This window comes from Variovorax sp. OV700, from assembly GCF_900099805.1.
Taxonomy (GTDB): Bacteria; Pseudomonadota; Gammaproteobacteria; order Burkholderiales; family Burkholderiaceae_C; genus Variovorax.
The window spans coordinates 389,224-410,093 of record NZ_FNDR01000004.1; the positions used below are offsets into that span (position 1 = coordinate 389,224).

The 20,870-nt window shown below is 66.4% G+C and carries 18 protein-coding genes; 3 read left to right on the forward strand and 15 right to left on the reverse strand.

What is annotated here, in order from left to right; genetic code table 11:
- Nucleotides 1–57: 57 nt before the first annotated feature.
- Nucleotides 58–633 carry a TetR/AcrR family transcriptional regulator gene (locus BLR24_RS11725; RefSeq protein ID WP_093016953.1) on the forward strand — a complete coding sequence of 192 codons (576 nt, stop codon included), beginning with the start codon at nucleotides 58–60 and terminating at the stop codon, nucleotides 631–633.
- A gap of 16 nt (nucleotides 634–649) precedes the next feature.
- Here BLR24_RS11725 and BLR24_RS11730 read toward each other — a convergent pair whose 3' ends face one another.
- From BLR24_RS11730 to uvrA, 4 genes are all read right to left on the reverse strand, one after another.
- Entirely contained in the window at nucleotides 650–1,618 is a 969-nt protein-coding gene (locus tag BLR24_RS11730; protein WP_093016955.1) for a Bug family tripartite tricarboxylate transporter substrate binding protein, read from the reverse strand.
- Nucleotides 1,619–1,712: 94 nt separating this feature from the next.
- Nucleotides 1,713–2,759, reverse strand: a complete 1,047-nt coding sequence (locus BLR24_RS11735; RefSeq protein ID WP_093016957.1) for a histone deacetylase family protein — start codon at nucleotides 2,757–2,759, stop codon at nucleotides 1,713–1,715.
- Between the two features lie 7 nt (nucleotides 2,760–2,766).
- Nucleotides 2,767–3,816 carry an ornithine cyclodeaminase gene (locus tag BLR24_RS11740; RefSeq protein ID WP_093016959.1) on the reverse strand — a complete coding sequence of 350 codons (1,050 nt, stop codon included), beginning with the start codon at nucleotides 3,814–3,816 and terminating at the stop codon, nucleotides 2,767–2,769.
- Between the two features lie 118 nt (nucleotides 3,817–3,934).
- Nucleotides 3,935–9,688, reverse strand: coding sequence for an excinuclease ABC subunit UvrA (gene uvrA / locus BLR24_RS11745; protein WP_093016961.1), 5,754 nt, complete (start codon nucleotides 9,686–9,688; stop codon nucleotides 3,935–3,937).
- A 170-nt stretch (nucleotides 9,689–9,858) separates the two neighbouring features.
- On the opposite strand from uvrA, the gene BLR24_RS11750 reads away from it, so the two are divergent.
- Entirely contained in the window at nucleotides 9,859–10,965 is a 1,107-nt protein-coding gene (locus tag BLR24_RS11750) for an ABC transporter substrate-binding protein (RefSeq protein ID WP_093016963.1), read from the forward strand.
- 66 nt (nucleotides 10,966–11,031) lie between these two features.
- Here BLR24_RS11750 and BLR24_RS30695 read toward each other — a convergent pair whose 3' ends face one another.
- From BLR24_RS30695 to BLR24_RS11785, 8 genes are all read right to left on the reverse strand, one after another.
- On the reverse strand, nucleotides 11,032–11,178 hold the full coding sequence (locus tag BLR24_RS30695) for a hypothetical protein (RefSeq protein ID WP_175543254.1): 147 nt from the start codon (nucleotides 11,176–11,178) through the stop codon (nucleotides 11,032–11,034).
- Nucleotides 11,179–11,295: 117 nt separating this feature from the next.
- Nucleotides 11,296–12,990: an MFS transporter gene (locus BLR24_RS11755; RefSeq protein WP_093016965.1), complete on the reverse strand. Its 1,695-nt coding sequence runs from the start codon at nucleotides 12,988–12,990 to the stop codon at nucleotides 11,296–11,298.
- A 167-nt stretch (nucleotides 12,991–13,157) separates the two neighbouring features.
- Nucleotides 13,158–13,802 carry a 2-hydroxychromene-2-carboxylate isomerase gene (locus tag BLR24_RS11760; protein ID WP_093016967.1) on the reverse strand — a complete coding sequence of 215 codons (645 nt, stop codon included), beginning with the start codon at nucleotides 13,800–13,802 and terminating at the stop codon, nucleotides 13,158–13,160.
- Entirely contained in the window at nucleotides 13,799–14,065 is a 267-nt protein-coding gene (locus BLR24_RS11765) for a DUF1289 domain-containing protein (protein ID WP_093016969.1), read from the reverse strand. Before BLR24_RS11765 ends, BLR24_RS11760 begins: the two co-directional genes overlap by 4 nt.
- Nucleotides 14,062–14,550, reverse strand: coding sequence for a YbaK/EbsC family protein (locus tag BLR24_RS11770; RefSeq protein WP_093016971.1), 489 nt, complete (start codon nucleotides 14,548–14,550; stop codon nucleotides 14,062–14,064). Before BLR24_RS11770 ends, BLR24_RS11765 begins: the two co-directional genes overlap by 4 nt.
- A 31-nt stretch (nucleotides 14,551–14,581) precedes the next feature.
- Entirely contained in the window at nucleotides 14,582–15,502 is a 921-nt protein-coding gene (locus tag BLR24_RS11775) for a hydroxymethylglutaryl-CoA lyase (protein ID WP_093016973.1), read from the reverse strand.
- 85 nt (nucleotides 15,503–15,587) lie between these two features.
- Nucleotides 15,588–15,881 (reverse strand): acylphosphatase, encoded by a 294-nt coding sequence (locus BLR24_RS11780; protein WP_093016975.1) that lies wholly within the window; start codon nucleotides 15,879–15,881, stop codon nucleotides 15,588–15,590.
- Between the two features lie 44 nt (nucleotides 15,882–15,925).
- Nucleotides 15,926–16,846 (reverse strand): 2-hydroxyacid dehydrogenase, encoded by a 921-nt coding sequence (locus tag BLR24_RS11785; protein WP_093016977.1) that lies wholly within the window; start codon nucleotides 16,844–16,846, stop codon nucleotides 15,926–15,928.
- A gap of 109 nt (nucleotides 16,847–16,955) precedes the next feature.
- Here BLR24_RS11785 and BLR24_RS11790 point away from each other — a divergent pair, with 109 nt between their 5' ends.
- On the forward strand, nucleotides 16,956–17,270 hold the full coding sequence (locus tag BLR24_RS11790; protein WP_093016979.1) for an EthD family reductase: 315 nt from the start codon (nucleotides 16,956–16,958) through the stop codon (nucleotides 17,268–17,270).
- 11 nt (nucleotides 17,271–17,281) lie between these two features.
- Here the strand turns inward: BLR24_RS11790 and BLR24_RS11795 are convergent, their stop codons facing one another.
- From BLR24_RS11795 to BLR24_RS11805, 3 genes are all read right to left on the reverse strand, one after another.
- Nucleotides 17,282–19,282, reverse strand: a complete 2,001-nt coding sequence (locus BLR24_RS11795) for an acetyl/propionyl/methylcrotonyl-CoA carboxylase subunit alpha (protein WP_093016981.1) — start codon at nucleotides 19,280–19,282, stop codon at nucleotides 17,282–17,284.
- Nucleotides 19,283–19,392: 110 nt separating this feature from the next.
- Nucleotides 19,393–20,064, reverse strand: coding sequence for a DUF4126 domain-containing protein (locus BLR24_RS11800; RefSeq protein WP_093016983.1), 672 nt, complete (start codon nucleotides 20,062–20,064; stop codon nucleotides 19,393–19,395).
- 9 nt (nucleotides 20,065–20,073) lie between these two features.
- Entirely contained in the window at nucleotides 20,074–20,865 is a 792-nt protein-coding gene (locus BLR24_RS11805) for an enoyl-CoA hydratase/isomerase family protein (protein ID WP_093016985.1), read from the reverse strand.
- Between the last annotated feature and the right edge of the window lie 5 nt (nucleotides 20,866–20,870).

Genomic DNA, 20,870 nt, shown 5'->3' on the forward strand with positions numbered 1-20,870 from the left:
GTGATTCTAGACCTGTAGATTCACTAAAGCAAACATTTTTGCGTTAAAGTCCCTCACATGAACGATGCTGTCCTTCCCAACAAGCGTCCCGGTGGCCGCAGCGCCCAGGTGCAGGCGCTGGTGCGCACCGCCCTCGAACAACTGGTGGCCGAGGAGGGGCGCGAGCGCGTAACGGTGCCGGCCGTGGCCGAACGCGCGGGTGTCAGCGCCTCCAGCATCTACCGCCGATGGGGCGATCTGTCGGGTCTTCTGGCTGAAACGGCCACGCGCCGGCTCGACCCGAACCGGCCGCTGCCGAACACCGGCGCGCTGCGCGCAGACCTGACCGCGTGGGCGCAGGAACTCATCACGCACTTGGCGCAGCCCTGCAGCAAGTCCTTTTTGAAAGCCGCGGCCGCGCTGGCCACCGGCGATGCGGACACGGATTGCCTGCGCAACCGCCGCAAGGAAGCGCTGACGCTGGTCGAGCAGGCGCACGCCCGCGGCGAGCCTGCGCCCGAGGCGCAGCAGGTGATCGATCACCTGATTGCGCCGATCGTGTTTCGGCTGGTGTTCGGCGCCGATCCCGTGAAGCCGGAATTGGCGGAGCGGCTGGTGGGGGAGTTGTTTGCGATTGCGGCGGCTGGCCGCTAAGGGCGCGTCACACGGCTTACTGCCCCTTCCCCAACCCCAGCTTCTCGATCACCACCTTCTCCTTCACCACCGTGTCCTGCGCAAACTTGGTGTACGTCGCCGAACTCATGTAGTTCGGCAGCATGTCGTAGCGCCCGAGCGAAGCCACATAGCTCGGCTCTTCCATCGCCTGCTTGAATGCGTCGTGCAACTTCTTCACCACCTCGGGTGGCGTGCCCTTGGGCGCCCCGATGCCGAAGGGCGAGTTCTGCACGATGTCGTAGCCCAGCTCTTTCAGTGTCGGTGCGTCGGGGAATTTGGCCAGGCGCTTCTCGCCCCAGGTGTTGAGCACGCGCAGCTTGCCTGCCTCGACCTGCGGCGCGAAGCCGGTGCTGTCGGCCGCGGCCATCAGTTGGCCGCTGACCACCGCGAGCATCAGGTCGGCGCTGCCCTTGTAGGGCACGTGCTGCAGCTCGATGCCGGCCTTCTGCGCAATGATTTCCGTCGTGAGGTGCGGGCTGGTCAGGTTGCCGGTCGAGCCGTAGGTGAGCTTGCCGGGGTTGGCCTTGGCGTAGGCGACGAAGTCGGCCCAGGTCTTGAACGGGCTGTTGGCCGGCACCACGATGCCGAAGGCATAGCCCGTGACGTTGAGGACGTAGCTGATGTCCTTGAGCGGATCCCAGTTGATCTTGGTGGTGTAGCCGAGGCGGAACACGCCGAGCGGGATCTGCGCGACGGTGTAGCCGTCGGGCTGCGCGGTCTGCAGCGCCTGCGCGGGGAGCGTGCCGCCGGCGCCGGGCTTGTTGTCGATGATCACGGGCTGGCCGATGATCTTGCTCGCGTTGTCGGCGAGCTGGCGCATCGTGATGTCGGTCGGGCCGCCTGCGGGAAAAGCGATGACGAGCTTGATCGGCTTGCTGGGAAAGGTCTGCGCCAACGCCGTCAGCGGAGAAGCAAGGCCGCACGCGGCGAGCGTGGCGGCACAGAGAAGGGAACGGCGGGACATGACTGGCTCCTGAAACGTGGACAAGGCGCGCATTGGGCCCTGCCCCGCCAGTTGCGGCAATCGGTGCTCACCCGACTGCTGTCGCCGAGGCGGCTCAGCCGACGGTCTGGTCGAAACCTTCGAGCACGTTGACGGCGTTGACGCCCACTTCGGCCACCGCATAGCCGCCTTCGAACACGAACACCGTCGGCAATCCGGCGCGTGCCAGGTCTTCGCCCATGCGCAGGTAGTCGTCGCTCTTGAGCTTGAAGCCCGAGATCGGATCGCCCTCGAAGGTGTCGACGCCGAGCGAGACCACCAGCGCCCCGGCCTTCACCGCCGCGATGCGGTCGAGCGCCGTCTTCAGCGCCGCGCGCCAGGTCGCGAAGTCGGTGCCGCGCGCCAGCGGCAGGTTGTGGTTGAAGCCTTCCCCGGCACCCGCGCCGCGCTCGTCGGCATGGCCGAGGTAGTAGGGATAGTCGGTCAGCGGATCGCCATGCAGGCTCGCGAAATGCACGTCGCTGCGCTCGTAGAAGATGGCCTGCGTGCCGTTGCCGTGGTGGTAGTCCACGTCGAGCACGGCAACGCGCGCCACGCCCGCATCGCGCAGCGCCTGCGCGGCCACCGCGGCGTTGTTGAGAAAGCAGTAGCCGCCGAAGAAATCGGCGCCCGCATGATGGCCGGGCGGCCGCGTGAGCGCAAAAGCCGAGCGCTGGCCGGCGATGACGCGCTGCGTTGCCGTCCATGCGCAAGCCGCACCGTGGCGCGCGGCGGTCCAGCTGCCGACGGTCAACGGCGTGCCCGCATCGAACCCAAACAGGCCCATGCGCGCCGGAAAGCTCTTGGGCAGCACATCGGTGCGCATGCCGCGCGTGGGCCAGTACGAAGGCAGGGCATCGCGCGACACATTGCCCGGATCGAGCGCCACCCATTCGTCCCAGGCATGCGCGATGAAGTCCAGGTAGCGCGGCGCATGCACCTTGGCCAGCAGCGCTTCATCGAAGGCGTCGGGCATCTGCAGCGGGCCGAGGCCGCGGCGCTCCAGTTCATGCTTCACATGGTCGACGCGGGCGGGCACCTCAAAGCACGGCACCAGCTCGCCACGGAACATTTCGACTTTGCCTTGATGCAGTGCGTGCTGGTCGTTGTAAATGGTGAGCATGCCGTCATCATGCCGCACGCCGCAGCACCGCGCGGCGCCGGCCGGAGGCGGTCAGCCCGAACAGATCCTTCGGGTCATCGAGCTCGGGCACCAGCGCAATCTGCTGGCCGATGCCGCGCTCGATAGCCAGCTGATGGATGTAGCGCAGCGCGGTGTAGTCCTCCAGCGCGAAGCCGACCGAGTCGAACACCGTGACCTGGTCCGCGCTCTCGCGTCCGGGCACCTTGCCGAGCAGCACCTCCCAGAGTTCGTGCACCGGAAAGTCCGCCGGCAGCTGCTGGATCTCGCCCTCGACGCGGGTCTGCGGTTCGTACTCGACGAACACGCGCGCCAGCCGCAGCACGTCGGGGTGCAGCTCGGTCTTGCCGGGCGAATCGCCGCCGACCGCGTTGATGTGCATGCCCGGCTCGATCATCTCGGGCGCGAGCACGATCTCGTGGCCCTGGTGTGCCGTGACCGTGGTGACGATGTCCGCGCCGCGCACGGCCTCGGCAACCGAATGGGCGCGCACCACCTCGAGCGGCGTGCAGGCGGAAAGATGGCGCACCAGTTTTTCGGTGGCGTGCGGATCGATGTCGAAAACGCGCACCTCCTCGATGCCCAGCAGCGCATGGAAAGCCAGGGCCTGGAACTCGCTTTGCGAACCATTGCCGATCAACGCCAGGCTGCGCGAGCCGGGCCGCGCCAGCGCCTGCGCCGCCATGGCCGAGGTGGCCGCGGTGCGCAGCGCAGTGGTGAGCGTGAGCTCCGACAGCAGCACGGGGTATCCCGTGTCAACCTCCGCGAGAACGCCAAAAGCCATGACTGTGGGCAGCCCGACTGCCGTGTTGTGCGGGTGCCCGTTCACGTATTTGAAGGCGTAGGCGCCATCGTCGGCCACCGGCATCAGCTCGATCACGCCGAGGTGCGAGTGGCTGGCCACGCGCGCCTTCTTGTCGAACTCTCTCCAGCGCATGAAGTCGTCGCGCAGCGCATCGGCCAGGGCCTTGAGAAATTCTGGAACGCCGGTTTCGTCCACCAGGCGAACCAGGCTGTGAACATCGATGAAGCGGGTCATGGCATGGCTCCTTGCGTAGCCCGGGCACGGCGCTTCATCCCCTCACATGTTTACTCCACCATGGCTGATTCAGGATGCGCCTGCGCCAAGGGTTCAAGCCATTCTGCGCCTGCCTGCATCACCGCGCCAGTACCGGCGCCAAAGCGACGCCTGTGTGGGTAGCCAGACGCACTACCTCTTCCGGCGGCGCCGCCGCGACGATGCGCCCGCCAGCGTTGCCGCCTTCAGGGCCCAGGTCGATGATCCAGTCGGCCTCGGCGATCAGGTCGAGGTCGTGCTCGATCACCACCACGCTGTGGCCGCCGTTCACCAGCCGGTGCAGCACGTGGATCAGCTTCTCGACGTCGGCCATGTGCAGGCCGACGGTCGGCTCGTCGAGCACGTAGAGCGTGTGCGGCGCCTTCTGGCCGCGCCGGGTGACGTCGTCGCGCACCTTGCTGAGCTCGGTCACCAGCTTGATGCGCTGCGCCTCGCCCCCCGACAGCGTGGGCGACGGTTGGCCCAGCGTGAGGTAGCCCAGCCCCACGTCCTTCAGCAATTGCAGCGGATGGCTGATGTTGGGCATGGCGGAAAAGAACTCCACAGCCTCGTCCACTTCCATCTGCAGCACCTCGCCGATGCTCTTGCCGCGCCAGCTCACAGCCAGCGTCTCGGGGTTGAAACGCGCGCCGTGGCACACCTCGCAGGGCACCTTCACGTCGGGCAAAAAGCTCATCTCGATGGTGCGCACGCCGGCGCCATCGCAGCCGGGGCAGCGTCCTTCACCGGTGTTGAAGCTGAAGCGCGCCGGTCCGTAGCCGCGCGCCTTGGCTTCGAGCGTGTCGGCAAACAGCTTGCGGATGGTGTCCCAGAAGCCGATGTAGGTGGCGGGGCAACTGCGCGGCGTCTTGCCGATCGGCGTCTGGTCGACCTCGAGCACGCGGTCGATGGTTTCGTAGCCTTCGACGCGATCGCAGCCCGACCATGCGGGACGCTTGCCCGCGGCGTCCGCGTCGCGGCCAGCCTTGGTCATGCGCTGGACGACGATGGCATGCACGCTGGCCAGCAGCACGTCGCGCGCAAGGGTGGACTTGCCCGAGCCGCTCACGCCGGTCACCACCACCAGGCGGTGCAGCGGCAGCGCGGCGGTCACGTCTTGCAGGTTGTGCAGGTCGGCGCCATGCACGGTGAGCCATTGGCCGCTGTCTTCCGCCTTCGGGTCGGGCGAGGGAATCAGCCGCCTCGCCTGCAGCGGATGCTTGATAGCGTCGCGCAGGTATCGGCCGGTCTGCGAATCGCCCGCCGCCTGTATGTCGGCCACCGAGCCTTCCGCCACGAGGCGGCCGCCACGCTTGCCGGCGCTGGGGCCGATGTCGATGATGTGGTCGGCGCGGCGGATGGTGTCTTCGTCGTGCTCCACCACCACCAGCGTGTTGCCCTTGTCGCCCAGCTTGTGCAGCGCGTCGAGCAGGATCTGGTTGTCGCGCGCGTGCAGTCCGATGGTCGGCTCGTCGAGCACGTAGCACACGCCCTGCAGGTTGCTGCCGAGCTGCGCCGCGAGCCGGATGCGCTGGGCCTCGCCGCCACTCAGCGTGGGTGCGCCGCGGTCGAGCGTGAGGTAGCCCAGGCCCACTTCTTCGAGAAATTCGAGGCGGCTCTTGATCTCGGGCACCAGGTCGCGTGCGATCTCGGCCTCGCGTCCCGTGAGCGCGAGCCCTTCGAACCACTGCCGCACCTCGGTCACGCTCATGCGTGCGAGTTCGGTAATGCCGATGCCGCCCATCCCGTCGGCCGGCGAGGCGCCGAAGCTCACCGCGCGCGCGGTGGCATTGAGCCGCGTGCCCTCACAGGTCGGGCATGCCACGTCGGCCAGGTCTTCCACCTCGGGCTCGGCAAAGGTCTGCTCGCGCCCCTTGCTGTCGTCGTCGCGGATGGAATCGTCGAAGACCTTGCGCTGGTCCTTGCTGAGCTTGACGCCGGTGCCCACGCAGTCGGGGCACCAGCCGTGCTTGCTGTTGTAGCTGAACAGGCGCGGATCGAGCTCGGCGTAGCTGGTGCTGCAGACCGGGCAGGCGCGCAGCGTGGAGAACACGTTGACGCGGCCGATGCCGTGCGCCGACACGCCGGCCATCATCGCGGCCTTGAGGCCGTCGAGCTGGCTCAGCACGTGCACCACGCCCTTGCCGTGTTCGAGCGCTTTGGTCAGCGCCTCGCGCAATTCGTTTTCCTTCGAAGGCAGCACGTCGAGGCTGGCCACCGGCAGCTCGATGCTGTGCTCCTTGAAGCGGTCGATGCGCGGAAAGCCCGTGGTCGGCAGGAAGTCGCCGTCCACGCGCAGGTGCGTGAAGCCGCGCGGGCGCGCCCAATCGGCCAGCTCGGTGTACACGCCCTTGCGGTTGCTCACCAGCGGCGCGAGGAGGCCGATGTGCTGGCCCTTGAAGTTGCGCATCAGCTGCGCCGCGATGCTGTCGGGCGTCTGCGGCTGCACGGCCGCGCCGTCGTGGGTGCAATGCTGGATGCCCAGCTTCACGTACAAAAGCCGCAGGAAGTGCCAGACCTCAGTGGTGGTACCCACTGTGCTCTTGCGCCCGCCACGCGACAGCCGCTGCTCGATGGCCACCGTGGGCGGAATGCCGTAGACCGCGTCGACCTCAGGCCGGCCTGCCGGCTGAACGATGCTGCGCGCATAGGCGTTGAGCGACTCCAGATAGCGGCGCTGCCCTTCGTTGAACAGGATGTCGAAGGCCAGAGTCGATTTGCCCGAACCGCTGACGCCCGTCACCACGCTGAACTTGCCGCGCGGGATGTCCACGCTGAGGTTCTTCAGGTTGTGCTCGCGCGCGTTGACGATCTCGATGGCGTTGCTGCCGGGCGCCGTCTTGGCGTTGGCGATGTAGCGACGCGCCGCGCGCTCGGCCACCTTGTAGGCCTCGGGGCCGATGGCCAGCTCGTAGTCGGCCAGGGCCGCGCCGGTGAGCGAGGCGCGGTTTTCGCGCAGCTGCTCGGGCGTGCCCTCGGCCACCACCATGCCGCCGCCCTCGCCGCCTTCGGGGCCGAGGTCGATGCACCAGTCGCTGGCGCGGATCACGTCCAGGTTGTGCTCGATGACGATCAGCGAATGGCCTGCGTCGAGTAGCTTGCGCAGCGCGCGCATCAGCCGCGCGATGTCGTCGAAATGCAGCCCGGTGGTCGGCTCGTCGAACAGGAAGAGCGTGCCCCGGCGCGCCACCGATTGCCTGCTCGCCGTCGCGCTCTTCGCCGCTTCGGCCAGAAAGCCCGCGAGTTTGAGGCGCTGCGCCTCGCCGCCGCTCAGCGTCGGCACGGGCTGGCCCAGCTTCACGTAGTCGAGCCCCACGTCGGAAATGGGCTGCAGCACGCGCAGCACGTCGCGGTCGGCTTCGAACACCGCCGCTGCCTCCGCCACGGTGAGGTCGAGCACGTCGGCCACGCTATAGCTCTTGCCCTTGCGCTCGACCTTCACTTCGAGGATCTCGGGCCGATAGCGCTTGCCGTCGCAGTCGGGGCAGCGCAGGTACACGTCCGACAGGAACTGCATCTCCACGTGCTCGAAGCCCGAGCCGCCGCAGGTCGGGCAGCGGCCGTCGCCGGAATTGAAGCTGAACTTGCTCGCGGTGTAGCCGCGCTGGCGCGACAACGCCGCGGTGGCGAAGATCTCGCGGATCGCGTCCCACGCACCCACGTAACTCGCGGGATTGGAGCGCGCCGTCTTGCCAATGGGCGACTGGTCGACGAAGACCACGTCGCCGAGGTGATCGGCGCCCAGCATGCGGTCGTGCGCGCCGGGCGTTTCAGTGGCCTTGCCGAAGTGGCGCATGAGCGCGGGCGCGAGCACGTCCTGGATCAGCGTCGACTTGCCCGAGCCGCTGACGCCCGTCACGCACACCAGGCGCGCGAGCGGAAAGTCGACCGTGATGTTCTTGAGGTTGTGCTCGCGCACGCCTTCGAGGATGAGCCGGTGCGTGTTCTCGCTCACGAGCCGCTTGAAGCCCATGCCTATCTTCTTGCGCCCGCCCAAGTACTGGCCGGTGAGCGTGTCGGCATCGCGCAACTGGTCGGTGGTGCCGTCGAACACAATTTGCCCGCCACGGATGCCGGGACCGGGACCCATGTCGATCACGCGGTCGGCGGCGAGCATCACGGCCGGGTCGTGCTCGACCACCACCAGCGTGTTGCCCGCGTCGCGCAGGCGCAGCATGGCCTCTGTGATGCGGTTCATGTCGCGCGGATGCAGGCCGATGCTGGGTTCGTCGAGCACGAACAGCGTGTTGACCAGCGAGGTGCCCAGCGCCGTCGTGAGATTGATGCGCTGCACCTCGCCGCCCGAGAGCGTGCGGCTCTGGCGGTCGAGCGTGAGATAGCCGATGCCGACGTCATGCAGATAGCGCAGGCGGGTGGTGATTTCTTCGAACAGCAGCTTCAAGGCCTGCGCTTCGCCCTCGCTCGTGGTGTTGCCATTGCCATGGCGCTCGACGCGGTCGAAGAACCGCCGCAGCCGCTCAATCGGCAGCAGCATCAAATCATGCAGGCAAAGCCCCGGCAGCGCCTCGAGCTGCGGCCGCGTCCATTTGGCACCCGTCGGCATGAAGCGCTTGGCGGGCTCCAGCACCGCATCGGCGTCTTCCTTGCTGCCTATGCGCCACAGCAGGCTGTCCAGCTTGAGCCGCGCGCCGCTGCAGACGGGGCATGGCGTGTAGCTGCGGTATTTGGACAAGAGCACGCGGATGTGCATCTTGTAGGCCTTGCTTTCCAAGTAGCCGAAGAAGCGCCGCACGCCATACCACTGCTTGTTCCAGTTGCCTTCCTTGTAGTTGGGCGTGCCCTCGATCACCCAGTGCTTCTGCTCGTCAGTGAGCTTGTTCCAGGGCGTATCGCGCGGAATGCCCGCCGCCTCGGCGTGGCGCATGAGGTCGTCCTGCGCCTCCTTCCAGGCGGGGGTCTGGATGGTCTTGATCGCGCCGGCGCGCAAGGTGAGCTTGTCGTTCGGAATCACGAGGCCCAGGTCGACCCCGATCACGCGGCCGAAGCCGCGGCAGGTGTCGCAAGCGCCGACGGCCGAATTGAACGAGAACATCGACGGGATCGGGTCGGTATAGCGAATGTCGCTTTCGGGGCAGTGCAGGCCGGTGGAGAATTTCCACACCTCGGCCGGCGCGGCCTCATCGGCCGCCAGCGCATGCACCGTGACCCGCCCGCTGCCGCGCTTGAGTGCCACTTCGATCGCCTCCACCACACGCGAACGCTCGGCGCTCGAGATGCGGAAGCGGTCGGCCACCACGTCGAGCACCTTGCGCGGCCCGGTAAGCGTGGCCATCTCGCGTTCCGACTGCACCCGCGTGAAGCCGCTGGCCGACAGCCACTGCGTCACTTCTTCCGCCGACGTGCCCGCCGGCAGTTCGACCGGAAAGGTAACGACCAGCCGTGGATCGCCCGCCACGGCCGCCCGCCCGGCGATCTGCGCATAGATGCTATCGGGCGAATCGTGGCGCACCAGGAGCGCGGTCTCGCGGTCGAACAACTGGGCTGCGCGCGCGTAGAGCAGCTTCAGGTGGTCGTTGAGCTCCGTCATCGTGCCGACGGTGGAGCGCGAGGAGCGCACCGGGTTGGTTTGGTCGATGGCGATGGCGGGCGGCACGCCCTCCACCTTGTCCACCGCGGGCTTGTCCATGCGGTCCAGGAACTGGCGCGCATAGGCGGAGAAGGTCTCGACGTAGCGCCGCTGGCCTTCGGCATAGAGGGTGTCGAACACGAGGCTTGATTTGCCCGAGCCGCTCGGCCCGGTGACCACGGTCATCTCGCCGGTGCGGATGTCGAGGTCGAGGTTCTGGAGATTGTGCTGGCGCGCGCCGCGAATCCGGATGGAGCCCTGTGTCATGAGTGCCTTGGGGGGTGGGGCAAACATTCTAGGGAGTGGCAAGTGTCGGATTCGTGCACTCCGTCACATGATCCACGCCCGCGCAGGGGTTTGTACCAATTCAGTTTTAGACACTTTAAGTAACAAATAGTACCTTTGCTTGCGTTTCCAACTGCATTGGGAAGTTATCCATGAAGAAGCTGCATGTGCTTTGTGCCGCCGTGTTGGCACTGGCCGCGACGGCCGCGCCCGCCCAGATCCTGATCGGCCAGACGGCGGGCCTGACCGGTTCGGTGGCCGCCGGCGTGAATGAAACCATCACCGGCTCCCAGCTGGTGATCGATGCCGTGAACGCGCAAGGCGGCCTCCACGGCGAAAAGATCGAGGTCCTGCGCATGGACGACGGCTTCGACGTCAAGCGCGCGAGCGAGAACGCCCGCGTGCTGATCGAAGAGAAGAAGGTGGTAGCGCTCTTCATGAGCCGCGGCACCCCGCATTCGCAAGCCATCATCCCCTGGCTCGACAAGTACGACGTGGCGCTGGTCGGCCCTTCCACCGGGGCCATGGCGCTGCACAAGCCGGTTCAAAAGCACGTGTTCAACGTGCGCGCCACCTACCAGCGCGAAGCCGAGAAGGCGATCCAGCACCTGCTCACCACCGGCATCGCGCGCATCGCGGTGGTGCACGTGACCGACTCTTTCGGGCAGGACGCGCTCGAAGGCGCCATGACGGGCTTTGCCAAGGCACAGGCCAAACCCGTGGTCACCGTGCCGGCTGACCGCGAAAAGCCCGACTACAAGACCATCGTGCCCGCCATCAAGGAGGCCAATGCGCAGGCCGTGCTGTGGATCGGCTCGGGCGCTGCCGTGGTCGACGGCATCAAGGCGCTGCGCGCCTCGGGGTCGGCGGCGCAGGTGGTTACCTTGTCGAACAACGCCGCGTCGGGGTTCATCAAGCAACTGGGCGAAGCGAGCAAAGGGGTGATCGTGACCCAGGTGTTCCCGAACGAGCGCTCCATCAGCTACCCCATGGTCAAGGAAGCGCTCGCGCTGGCGCAGGCCAAGGGCCAGACCGAACTCTCCCCGGCCGCCCTCGAGGGCTTTGCCGCGGCCAAGGTGCTGGTCGAAGCGCTGCGCCGCGCCGGCCCCAAGCCGACGCGCGCCAAGGTGCTTACGGCGCTCGAAAGCCTTCGCGCTTACGACCTCGGCGGCCTGGAAGTGAGCTATTCGCCGCAGGACCATTCAGGCATCGATTTCGCCGACCTGGCGATCATCAGCGACGGCCGGTTCAAGCGCTAGACCTGCAGCGCTGGCGCCCCGCCGCAGCGGGGTGGCGCGGCCCTGGAAACGACTTTCTCTTTCCCTTTACTTGGGAGCTGCAGCAGGCGCAGGTTCATGCGTTGCGTCGCCACCGTGCTTCTCGCCCGACATGTCGATCTTGTCGCCGCCTTTCGAGATGACATACAGCGCAATGGCGGCAAAGATGATGAAGCCGACAACGAGTTTCCACATGGGTCTGTCTCCTGATGATGATGTGAGGGGCTCAAGAAAAAGGCCTCATGCCGACGGCATGAAGCCCCTTTGTTGAACGGAGGGCCGGCTTGCGCCACCCTCCTTCTGAACCTGCGTTCAATCGTTCGCGTAGATGTCGACGTCCTTGGTTTCCCGGATGAACAGCGTGCCGATGACCAGCGTCATCGCCGCGATGATGATCGGATACCAGAGGCCGTTGTACATGTTGCCGGTGGTCGCCACGATGGCGAAGGCGGTGGTCGGCAGCAGGCCGCCGAACCAGCCGTTGCCGATGTGGTACGGCAGGCTCATCGAGGTATAGCGAATGCGCGTCGGGAACAGTTCGACCAGCATCGCGGCGATGGGGCCGTACACCATCGTGACCAGCAGCACCAGCCAGAACAGCAGCGCGACGACCATCACCTTGTTCATCTTCGCGGGGTCGGCCTTGGCCGGATAGCCCGCCACCTTCAGGTCCTCGGCCACGCCCTTCTTGAAGGCGGCGATCTCCTTGGCGGAGGCTTCGTCGAACTTCAGGTTCACCACGTTGCCGATCGGCGCCTCGATGGTCTTGTCGCCGATCTTGACGATGGCCTTGGAACCGGGCGCGCCTTCGACGTTGTCGTAGCTCACCGAGTTCTGCACCAGGTAGCGCTTGGCAATGTCGCACGAGCTGCGGAAGTCGATTTCACGCGCCACAGGGTTGCCCTGGAACGAGCACGACTTGGGATCGGCCGTCACCGTAACGCCGGCCGTGGCTTGCGCCTTGGCGAGGTCGGGGTTGGCGTAGGCCGTGATCATCTTGAAGACCGGGAAGTAGGTCACCACGGCCAGCAGGCAGCCGGCCATGATGATCGGCTTGCGGCCGATCTTGTCCGACAGCGTGCCGAACACCACGAAGAACGGCGTACCGATCAACAGCGAGGCGGCGATCATCAGGTTGGCGGTCGTGGGATCGACCTTGAGCTGCTGCGTCAGGAAGAAGAGCGCGTAGAACTGGCCCGTGTACCAGACCACGGCCTGGCCGGCGGTCAGGCCGACCAGCGCCAGGATCACGATCTTGAGGTTCTTCCACTGGCCGAAGGATTCGGACAGCGGCGCCTTCGAGGTCTTGCCCTCGGCCTTCATCTTCTGGAAGGCGGGCGATTCGCTCAGCGAAAGGCGAATCCACACCGAGATGCCCAGCAGCGCGATCGACACCAGGAACGGAACGCGCCAGCCCCACTCGCCGAACGCCTGTTCGCCGAGCCAGGTGCGCACGCCCAGGATGACCAGCAGGCTCAGGAACAGGCCGAGCGTGGCAGTGGTCTGGATCCACGAGGTGTAGGCGCCGCGCTTGCCGTGCGGCGAATGCTCGGCCACGTAGGTGGCTGCACCGCCGTACTCGCCGCCGAGCGCAAGGCCCTGCAGCATGCGCAGCGCGATCAGGATCACCGGCGCCGCAACGCCGATGGTCGCGTAGCTGGGCAACAGGCCGACGATGAATGTCGACAAGCCCATGATCAGGATCGTGACCAGGAAGGTGTACTTGCGCCCGATCATGTCGCCGAGCCGGCCGAACACGATGGCGCCGAACGGCCGCACCAGGAAGCCTGCGGCAAACGCCAGCAGTGCAAAGATGAAGGCCGCGCCCGCATCCAGACCGCTGAAGAATTGCTTCGCGATGATCGCGGCCAGCGAGCCGTAAAGGTAGAAGTCGTACCACTCGAACACCGTGCCAAGGGAGGAAGCGAAGATGACCTTCTTTTCCTCCGCGGACATGGGCCGGGGGGCCGGGTGCGGCATCCCCCTCGAATCCAGTGTTGCTGCCATATGCGTCGTCTCCTGTGTATGCGTTCGTGTCGGTCCCGGCATTCGGGACCGTGAAGCATTCTTGGAGGCGCGACTGACCCGAGCCTTTCGCGAAACTGAACCGACGCTTACGAATTAAGGTGAAACCCGCGGGGCTCGTTTCAGCTTGTAAGAAATCGGCCGGTTACTCAGCTTTTGCTGCCGCGCAGCAAGGATGGCCGCTGGTCGGCGCCAGCCCATTCGGGGCCGTCGAACCACGCATCGCCAGCCAAGTAGGCGCTCAGCATCGCAAGGCCATCGAAACCCCAGAACAGGCGGCCGTCGACCACATAGGCCGGCGTACCGAACACGCCGAGCTGCAGCGCCTCATCGGTGTTCTGCTTGAGCAGTGCCTTGTTCTCGTCGCTGTTCATGTCGCGCTGCGGCTTCAGCTGCGCCGCCAGCGCGGCCAGGCGCGTGGCATCGCCCGCCTCTTCGCCGCCGTGCCACACGCTGCGGAAGATGGTTTCGGCCGCCAGGCGGCTGATGCTGCCGTCGCCGGAGGTCGAGAGCGCAAGCCGAAGGTGCGGAAGCGGGTTGTAGGGGTGCGAGGCCGGCATCTCGATCCGGACACCGTTCGCATGGCCGAGCCAGAGCACGTGGCGGTAGGTCCAGCTGCGCTTGGCCGGAATCTCGGCCGGGCCGAGCTGCCCGTGGTGCTTGAGGATTGCGCCGAGCAGCACCGGCTTGTAGGCCACGCTGTAGCTCAGGCCTTCGAGCGCCTCCGGCAGATGCTCGAACGCAAGGTGCGCGTAGGGCGAGATGAAGTCCAGGTAGAAGTCGATGTGCTTCATGCGTGCGTGTCTCCTGATTCCTCGGTGACGCGCCAGATGCCGGCGCGTGCCCGCAACTCTATCGCGTGCCACACGCCGCGCCGCGCTTCGTCTTCCATCTTGCTCCAGCCCGCGATCTCGGGGATGGTGCGCAGACACCCTTCGCAGAAGCCGCTCAGGCGGTCCATGCGGCAGACCGAGGTGCAGGGCGATGGCACCTCGCCAGCCGCGCGCTGCACGACGACGGCGCGCTCGGCCAGCGTTTGTGCGTCATCGAAATTCACACCACGTCCGCCACGGGTGCGCCGGTGAGTTTCTCGAGGTCTTGCGGGCGCAGCTGGAACACCGCGTGCGGATGGCCCGCGGCCGCCCAGATCTCTTCGAAGCGGAACAGCTCACGGTCGATCAGCACCACGGGCTTCGTCACATGTCCGACCGGCGACACGCCGCCGATGGTGAAGCCGGTGCGCGCCTTCACGAATTCGGCATCGGCACGGCCGGTCTTGCCGACCAGCGCATCGACTTTCTTTTCGTCGACCCGCTTGTCGCCCGAGGTGATGACCAGCACCGCCACCTCGTCGCTCTTGCGCCTGAAAATGATGCTCTTGGCGATCTGCCCGACCAGGATGCCGAGCGCGTCGGCCGCCTGCTGCGCGGTGCGGCAGGCGTCGTCGAGCATGCGCGGCAAGTGTGGATGGCCCGCGTCCTGCAGCACGCGAGAAACACGTTGCACGCCTTCCGGCAGCGAATGAAGTTCGGCGCCGCACATCACATGGCTCCCAAGGTTACTGGGGCGCTCATCAGCCGGCCCTCTTTGTGCGGATCGCCTTCGACGCCCGCGAATTCGGCTCGCGCCCCAGCGCCTCGCTGATGTACACGCCCGCGTCGATCAGCTTGTCGAGATCGATGCCGGTCTCGATGCCCATGCCGTGCAGCATGTAGACCACGTCCTCGGTCGCCACGTTGCCCGTCGCACCCTTGGCGTAGGGGCAGCCGCCAAGGCCGGCGGAGGACGACTGGAAGTTCCAGACCCCCAGCTCCAGCGAGGCCAGCGTGTTGACCAGTGCCTGGCCGTAGGTATCGTGGAAGTGGCCCGAGATGTGGTCCACGCCGAAATGCGCCAGCGTGGCCTCGATGGCGGCCTGAACCTTGCGCGGCGAGCCCACGCCGATGGTGTCGGCCACGTCAACGCGCTGCACGCCGATATCCTTCATCAGCTTCGCCAGCATGCCCACACGTTCGGGTGCGATCTCGCCTTCGTACGGGCAGCCGACGGTGCACGACATGGCGCCGCGCACGTCGATGCCTTTTTCGCGCGCCGCGGCCACCACGGGCGCGAAGCGCTCGATGCTCTCGGCAATCGAGCAGTTGATGTTCTTCTGGCTGAAAGCCTCGCTCGCAGCGCCGAACACCACGATCTCGTCGGGCCACTCTTCGCGCGGCGCGGCAATCGCGGCCTCGAAGCCCTTCATGTTGGGCGTGAGCACCGAGTAGCGCACGCCGGGCTTGCGTTGGATGCCATGCATCACCTCGGCGTTGTCGGCCATTTGCGGCACCCACTTGGGCGATACGAAGCTGGTGACCTCGATCTCCTTCAGGCCGGCGTCCTGCAGGCGGTGCACGAGGCCGATCTTCACTTCAGCCGAGACCGGCTGCTTTTCGTTCTGCAGCCCGTCGCGCGGGCCGACGTCGACGATCTTGACTTTGGAGGGTAGCTTCATGGCATGTCTCTGGGTTTGCACTGAAAAGAAAAAAGCCGTCTTTCAATTGTCGGCCGTCTGCGCGCGGCGTGCTCGGCAGCGCGGTCTACGCCGTTCCGCGCTGCACGAAATCCGATGGCGGCTCGGCGGGCGCGGGGACCTCCGCCACATCCAGTGCACTCACCTGCGCGCCGTCCGGACCGTTGCGGGCCCACGCCGTCAACGCGTCGACCGCCACGGCCGGACCGAAGGCCAGCGCCTCCACGCTGCCGTCGCGCCGGTTGCGCACCCAGCCGCGCACGCCCAGGCGCTGTGCGGCCTGCACCATCGACCAGCGATAGCCCACACCCTGCACGAGGCCGCGGACGACGAGATGGCGGGTGACGGCGGGTGGATTCATGGCGTTGGCAACATCGGTACGAGGTGGGCGTTTCCAGCGCGCCTTCAGTAGCCCCGGATCGGATCGACCACGCCGCTGACCGGAAGGCCCTGCTCCATCGCGCGGATCTTTCCGGCGATCTGGCTGATGGATTCTTCCCGCAGCGTGCGCGCCGAGGCGTGCGGCGTGACGACAATTTTTGGATGGCGCCAGAACGGATGTTCGGCCGGCAGCGGCTCGACCTGGAACACGTCGAGGGTGGCGCCAGCGAGCTGACCTGCGTCGAGCATCGGAATCAGGTCGTCTTCGACCATGTGCGCGCCACGCGCGATGCTGATGAGGTAACCGCCCGGCTTGAGCTTGCCGAGCGTATGGCGGTTGAGGATGCCGCGCGTGGCTTCGGTCAGCGGCAGCAGGTTGACCAGCACGCGCGTGGACGACAGGAACTCGTCGAACTGCGCCTCGCCGCTGAACACCTTCACGCCATCGATCGCCTTGGGCGAGCGGCTCCAGCCCAGCACCGGAAACCCGAACTGCGCAACGGCTTTTGCGACCCGTTCGCCGAGCACGCCCAGCCCCATGATGCCGACCGGAAAGTCGCGCCGGAGCTTCGGCTTGCGATAGCTCCATCGGCCTTCGCGCGCATCGGCCTCGTAGACGTCGAATTCGCGAAAGTGGCGGATCAGCGTGTGGCAGACGTACTCCGCCATCTGCACCGACATGCCCGCATCGTCCAGCCGCACGATCCGCGTGTGCGCTGGCACCTTGAGCTTGAGTAGCGCGTCGACGCCGGCACCGATATTGAACAGGCCGCGCAGGCCCGGCTGTTCGTCGAGCAGTTGCTGCGGCGGCACCCACACGACCGCATGGTCGGCCTGTGCCGCTCCCGGCTGCCAGGGCTCGATCTGCGCGTCGGGCAGCTCGGCCTTGAGGCCTTCGATCCACGGTTCGGGGCGGTTGTCGGTGAGAGAGACGATGATTTTCATGAATCGAATCTTATTAGGGCCTCGGCCTGTCCGCAGCTTGTCGCCCTTTGTTCCTTCTTCTATGCTCGTGCGCCAGCATCCAAGACCAGACACACCAGGAGACCGAAGCATGATCAAAGTCAGCGTGATGTACCCCTACACAGACGGCGCAAGGTTCGACCACGCCTACTACCGTGACAAGCACATGCCGCTGTTGAAGGCGCGCATGGGCGATGCTTGCAAGTCGTACACCATCGACAAGGGGCTTGCCGGCGGCGCACCCGGAACCCCACCGACCTACGTCGGCATGTGCCACGTGTTCTGCGACTCGGCCGAGGCGTTTCAATCCGCGTTCGGCCCGCATGCCAAAGAGATCCTGGGCGACATCAAGAACTACACCGACATCGCACCCGTGTTGCAGATCAGCGAAGTGGTGGTGGGCTGACCGCAATAGGGTCAAGCCGCCGCGGCCATCCGCAACAGCTCGTCACCTTCGGTCACCTGCTCGCCGGGCGAGAACATCAGTTCTTCCACCGTTCCGTCGGCCGGCGCGGCAATGGTGTGCTCCATTTTCATGGCCTCCATCACCGCCAGCGGCTGGCCGCGGCTGACCTTGTCGCCGGCCTTGACCGCAAAAGACACCACCTTGCCCGGCATCGGTGCCGTGAGGCGGCCGCCTTCGGCATGGGTGTCGCCCGCGTGGGCCAGGCGATCGACGGCCGTGATCTTCGTGGCGCCCTTCGACGCGAACACATGGGCCGTGGCGCCATCGAGGTGCACGTCCAGCGTCTGCCGCATGCCGGCAAATTCGACCTCGAACTCGCCCGACGGAAATTGGCCAACCACCAGCAGGCCTTGGACGCCGCCGGCCTCGAGCCACAGGCTGCCGTCGCGCTTGTAGGTCAGCAAAGCGGTCTGCTCGGCACCGCGAAACTCGAAGTCGAAGTGCCGCCGGTATTCGCCATGGGAGCGCCAGCCGTCGCGCCGCTCGAACGGATCGGGCGCGCCGGTCGGCCGTTCGGTGATCAGCGTGCGCGTGATGGCGGCGGCGGCGGCCAGCGGCAGGCCCAGCGCCTCGCGGTCGAACAGCACGGCGCGCTCGCGCTCGATCAGCGCCGTATCGAGATTGGCCTTCGAGAACGACTCGGTCGCGAGAATGCCGCGCAGGAACTGCACGTTGGTCGACACGCCCACGATCTGCACCTGCGCCAGCGCCGCATCGAGCCGCGCCAGCGCCTCGGCGCGCGTGCTGCCGTGCACGATCAGCTTGGCGATCATCGAGTCGTAGAAGGGCGAGATCTCGCCGCCCTCGCGCACGCCATCGTCGATGCGCACGCGGCTGCGCTGGAACGCCGTGGCTTGCGGCTTGCGGTACACGCGCAGCGTGCCGGTGGCGGGCAAAAAGTTGTTGTCGGGGTTCTCGGCGCAGATTCGCGCTTCGATCGCGTGGCCGTGGATCTGCAGCTCTTGCTGCTTCGCCGGAAGCGTCTCGCCCGATGCGACGCGCAATTGCCATTCGACGAGATCGAGGCCGGTGATGGCCTCGGTCACGGGATGCTCCACCTGCAGACGGGTGTTCATCTCCATGAAGAAGAAGTTCATCTCGCCGCCTTCCCGCTGCTCGACGATGAACTCGACAGTGCCCGCACCCACGTAGTTAACGGCGCGCGCTGCAGCCACGGCGGCTTCGCCCATCTGCTTGCGCATTGCCTCGGTCATGCCAGGCGCGGGCGCTTCTTCCAGCACCTTCTGGTGGCGCCGCTGCACCGAGCAGTCACGCTCGAACAGGTAGACGTAGTTGCCGCGCGTATCGCCGAACACCTGGATCTCGATGTGGCGCGGGCGCTGCACGTACTTCTCGATCAGCACCGCGTCGTCGCCGAAGCTGTTGATCGCTTCGCGCTGGCATGAAGCCAGTGCGGCCGCGAAGTCTTCCGCCCGGTCGACCGCGCGCATGCCCTTGCCGCCGCCGCCCGCGCTGGCCTTGATGAGCACGGGGTAGCCGATGCGATCGGCCTCGCGCTGCAGCAGCGCGGAGTTCTGGTCGTGGCCGTGGTAGCCGGGCACCAGTGGCACGCCGGCTTTTTCCATCAGCTGCTTCGACTCGGCCTTGAGGCCCATGGCCTTGATGGCCGAAGGCGGCGGGCCGATGAAAACCAGCCCCGCGTCCGCGCAGGCCTGCGCGAACTCTTCGTTCTCGCTCAGGAAGCCGTAGCCCGGATGCACGGCCTCGGCGCCCGTGGCCTTGGCTGCTTCGAGGATCTTCTCCCAGCGCAGGTAGCTGTCCTTCGGCGCGCTGCCGCCCAAGTGCACCGACTCGTCGCAGGCGCGCACATGGTTGGCATGCGCGTCGGCATCGGAGTACACGGCCACGGTGCGGATCGCCATGCGTCTCGCGGTTGCGGCAACACGGCAAGCGATTTCACCGCGATTCGCAATCAGTATCTTCTTAAACATGGTGGACTTTCGCGGTGAAATTGCCAGAGCACGCTGCGCGTGCCATGCGATTTGGCTTCGCCGCTGCGCCGCTTTGCGGCTGGTCACCGCGATTCGCAATCAGGATCTTCTTAAACATTCGGAGTGTCTCCCGGAGGATTCTTTTTCAGTTGAAACGCAGGCGTGACGCCCGGATCGGGTCGGCCGCTGAAGATGCGTGCCACGCGGGTGAACAGCGCCTTGAGAAAGCGCCAGCTCTTGCGGATGAGCCACACGCTGAGCACCAGCACGAGGATGAACAGCGCGAGAAAGACCAGCGGATGCGCCACCGCGAGCCACAGCCCGGCGGGCACCATGCTGTCTTCGACCAGCGATGCGCCCACGTTGGAAAACGGCTCGGGCGAGGTGTTGATGGCTGCACGCGTCGTGGCCTTGGCCGCATGCGCGGTGGCCGCGAAGCCGCCGCCCAGCAGCGCCGCCACGATGGCCATCACGCCATGGTCGGCGCCGAACACACTGGCCGCGAGCGCCGCACCGGCGGGAATGCGGATGGCGGTGTGCACCACATCCCACAGGGAATCGAGGCCGGGAATCTTGTCGGCGAAAAACTCGATGAACACCATGAACCCGCTCGCCGCGATGACCACCGGATGCGCGAGCAGCTGCAAGCCGCTCGGCAACGGCACCCATCCGAAGTAACCGGCGAGCCCCGTCAGGAGCACGACGAGGTACAGCCGCACGCCGCTGGCCCAGCCGATGGCCGCAGCCAGGGCGAGCAGTTGGGGCATGTCGAGCGCGTTCATGGCATGCGCTCAGTGGCCCAGCCAGGACGGCTTGCGCTTCTGCAGGAAAGCCTGCACGCCTTCGCGGCCTTCATCGCTGGCACGTATGTCCGCGATGCCTTCCACGGTCTTCGCGATCAGCGCGTCGTCGATCTCGCGGCCATTCACGTCGGCAATCAGCTGCTTGCACGCGCGCACCGCGGCCGGGCTGGCACCGGTGAGTGCTTTCAGCAGCTCGTCGACCTTGGCGTCGAGCACGTCGGCAGCGACGACTTCATGCACGAATCCGATGCGGTGCGCCTCGGCGGCGGTGAAGCGCTCGGCCGTGAGAAAGTAGCGCTGCGAAGCGCGGGTGCCCATGGCGCGCAGTACATACGGGCTGATGGTCGCGGGCACGAGGCCGATCTTGACTTCGCTCAGGCAGTACCAAGCCGTGTCGACGCTCACCGCCATGTCGCAGGCCGCGACCAGCCCCATGCCGCCGGCATACACATCGCCCTGCACGCGCGCGATGGTGGGCTTGGGGCATTCGGCGATGGTGCGCAGCATCTCGGCCAGCTTGCCCGCGTCGGCGATGTTCTCGTCGCGCGTGTAGTCGGCCATGCGGCGCATCCAGTTGAGGTTCGCGCCCGCGCAGAAGGCCGGGCCGTTGGCGCCGAGCACGATGGCTTTCACCTGCGGCGCGGCGCCGGCTTCGGTGAAGGCCTGCGTCAGCTCGGCGATCACGACATCGTCGAAAGCATTGCGCGCATCGGGCTGGTCGAGCCAGATGCGTGCGATGGCGCCTTCGATCGTGAGGTTCAGCTTGGTGAAAGTGCTCATGCCGC

Coding starts and splice junctions, on each gene's coding strand:
- BLR24_RS11725 (WP_093016953.1), top strand. CDS start 58: ATGAACGATGCTGTCCTTCCCAACAAGCGTCCCGGTGGCCGCAGCGCC.
- BLR24_RS11760 (WP_093016967.1), bottom strand. CDS start 13,802: ATGAAGCACATCGACTTCTACCTGGACTTCATCTCGCCCTACGCGCAC.
- BLR24_RS11775 (WP_093016973.1), bottom strand. CDS start 15,502: ATGAAGCTACCCTCCAAAGTCAAGATCGTCGACGTCGGCCCGCGCGAC.
- uvrA (WP_093016961.1), bottom strand. CDS start 9,688: ATGACACAGGGCTCCATCCGGATTCGCGGCGCGCGCCAGCACAATCTC.
- BLR24_RS11800 (WP_093016983.1), bottom strand. CDS start 20,064: ATGAACGCGCTCGACATGCCCCAACTGCTCGCCCTGGCTGCGGCCATC.
- BLR24_RS11785 (WP_093016977.1), bottom strand. CDS start 16,846: ATGAAAATCATCGTCTCTCTCACCGACAACCGCCCCGAACCGTGGATC.
- BLR24_RS11750 (WP_093016963.1), top strand. CDS start 9,859: ATGAAGAAGCTGCATGTGCTTTGTGCCGCCGTGTTGGCACTGGCCGCG.
- BLR24_RS11755 (WP_093016965.1), bottom strand. CDS start 12,990: ATGGCAGCAACACTGGATTCGAGGGGGATGCCGCACCCGGCCCCCCGG.
- BLR24_RS11735 (WP_093016957.1), bottom strand. CDS start 2,759: ATGCTCACCATTTACAACGACCAGCACGCACTGCATCAAGGCAAAGTC.
- BLR24_RS11790 (WP_093016979.1), top strand. CDS start 16,956: ATGATCAAAGTCAGCGTGATGTACCCCTACACAGACGGCGCAAGGTTC.
- BLR24_RS11730 (WP_093016955.1), bottom strand. CDS start 1,618: ATGTCCCGCCGTTCCCTTCTCTGTGCCGCCACGCTCGCCGCGTGCGGC.
- BLR24_RS11770 (WP_093016971.1), bottom strand. CDS start 14,550: ATGTGCGGCGCCGAACTTCATTCGCTGCCGGAAGGCGTGCAACGTGTT.
- BLR24_RS11780 (WP_093016975.1), bottom strand. CDS start 15,881: ATGAATCCACCCGCCGTCACCCGCCATCTCGTCGTCCGCGGCCTCGTG.
- BLR24_RS11740 (WP_093016959.1), bottom strand. CDS start 3,816: ATGACCCGCTTCATCGATGTTCACAGCCTGGTTCGCCTGGTGGACGAA.
- BLR24_RS11795 (WP_093016981.1), bottom strand. CDS start 19,282: ATGTTTAAGAAGATACTGATTGCGAATCGCGGTGAAATCGCTTGCCGT.
- BLR24_RS30695 (WP_175543254.1), bottom strand. CDS start 11,178: ATGTGGAAACTCGTTGTCGGCTTCATCATCTTTGCCGCCATTGCGCTG.
- BLR24_RS11805 (WP_093016985.1), bottom strand. CDS start 20,865: ATGAGCACTTTCACCAAGCTGAACCTCACGATCGAAGGCGCCATCGCA.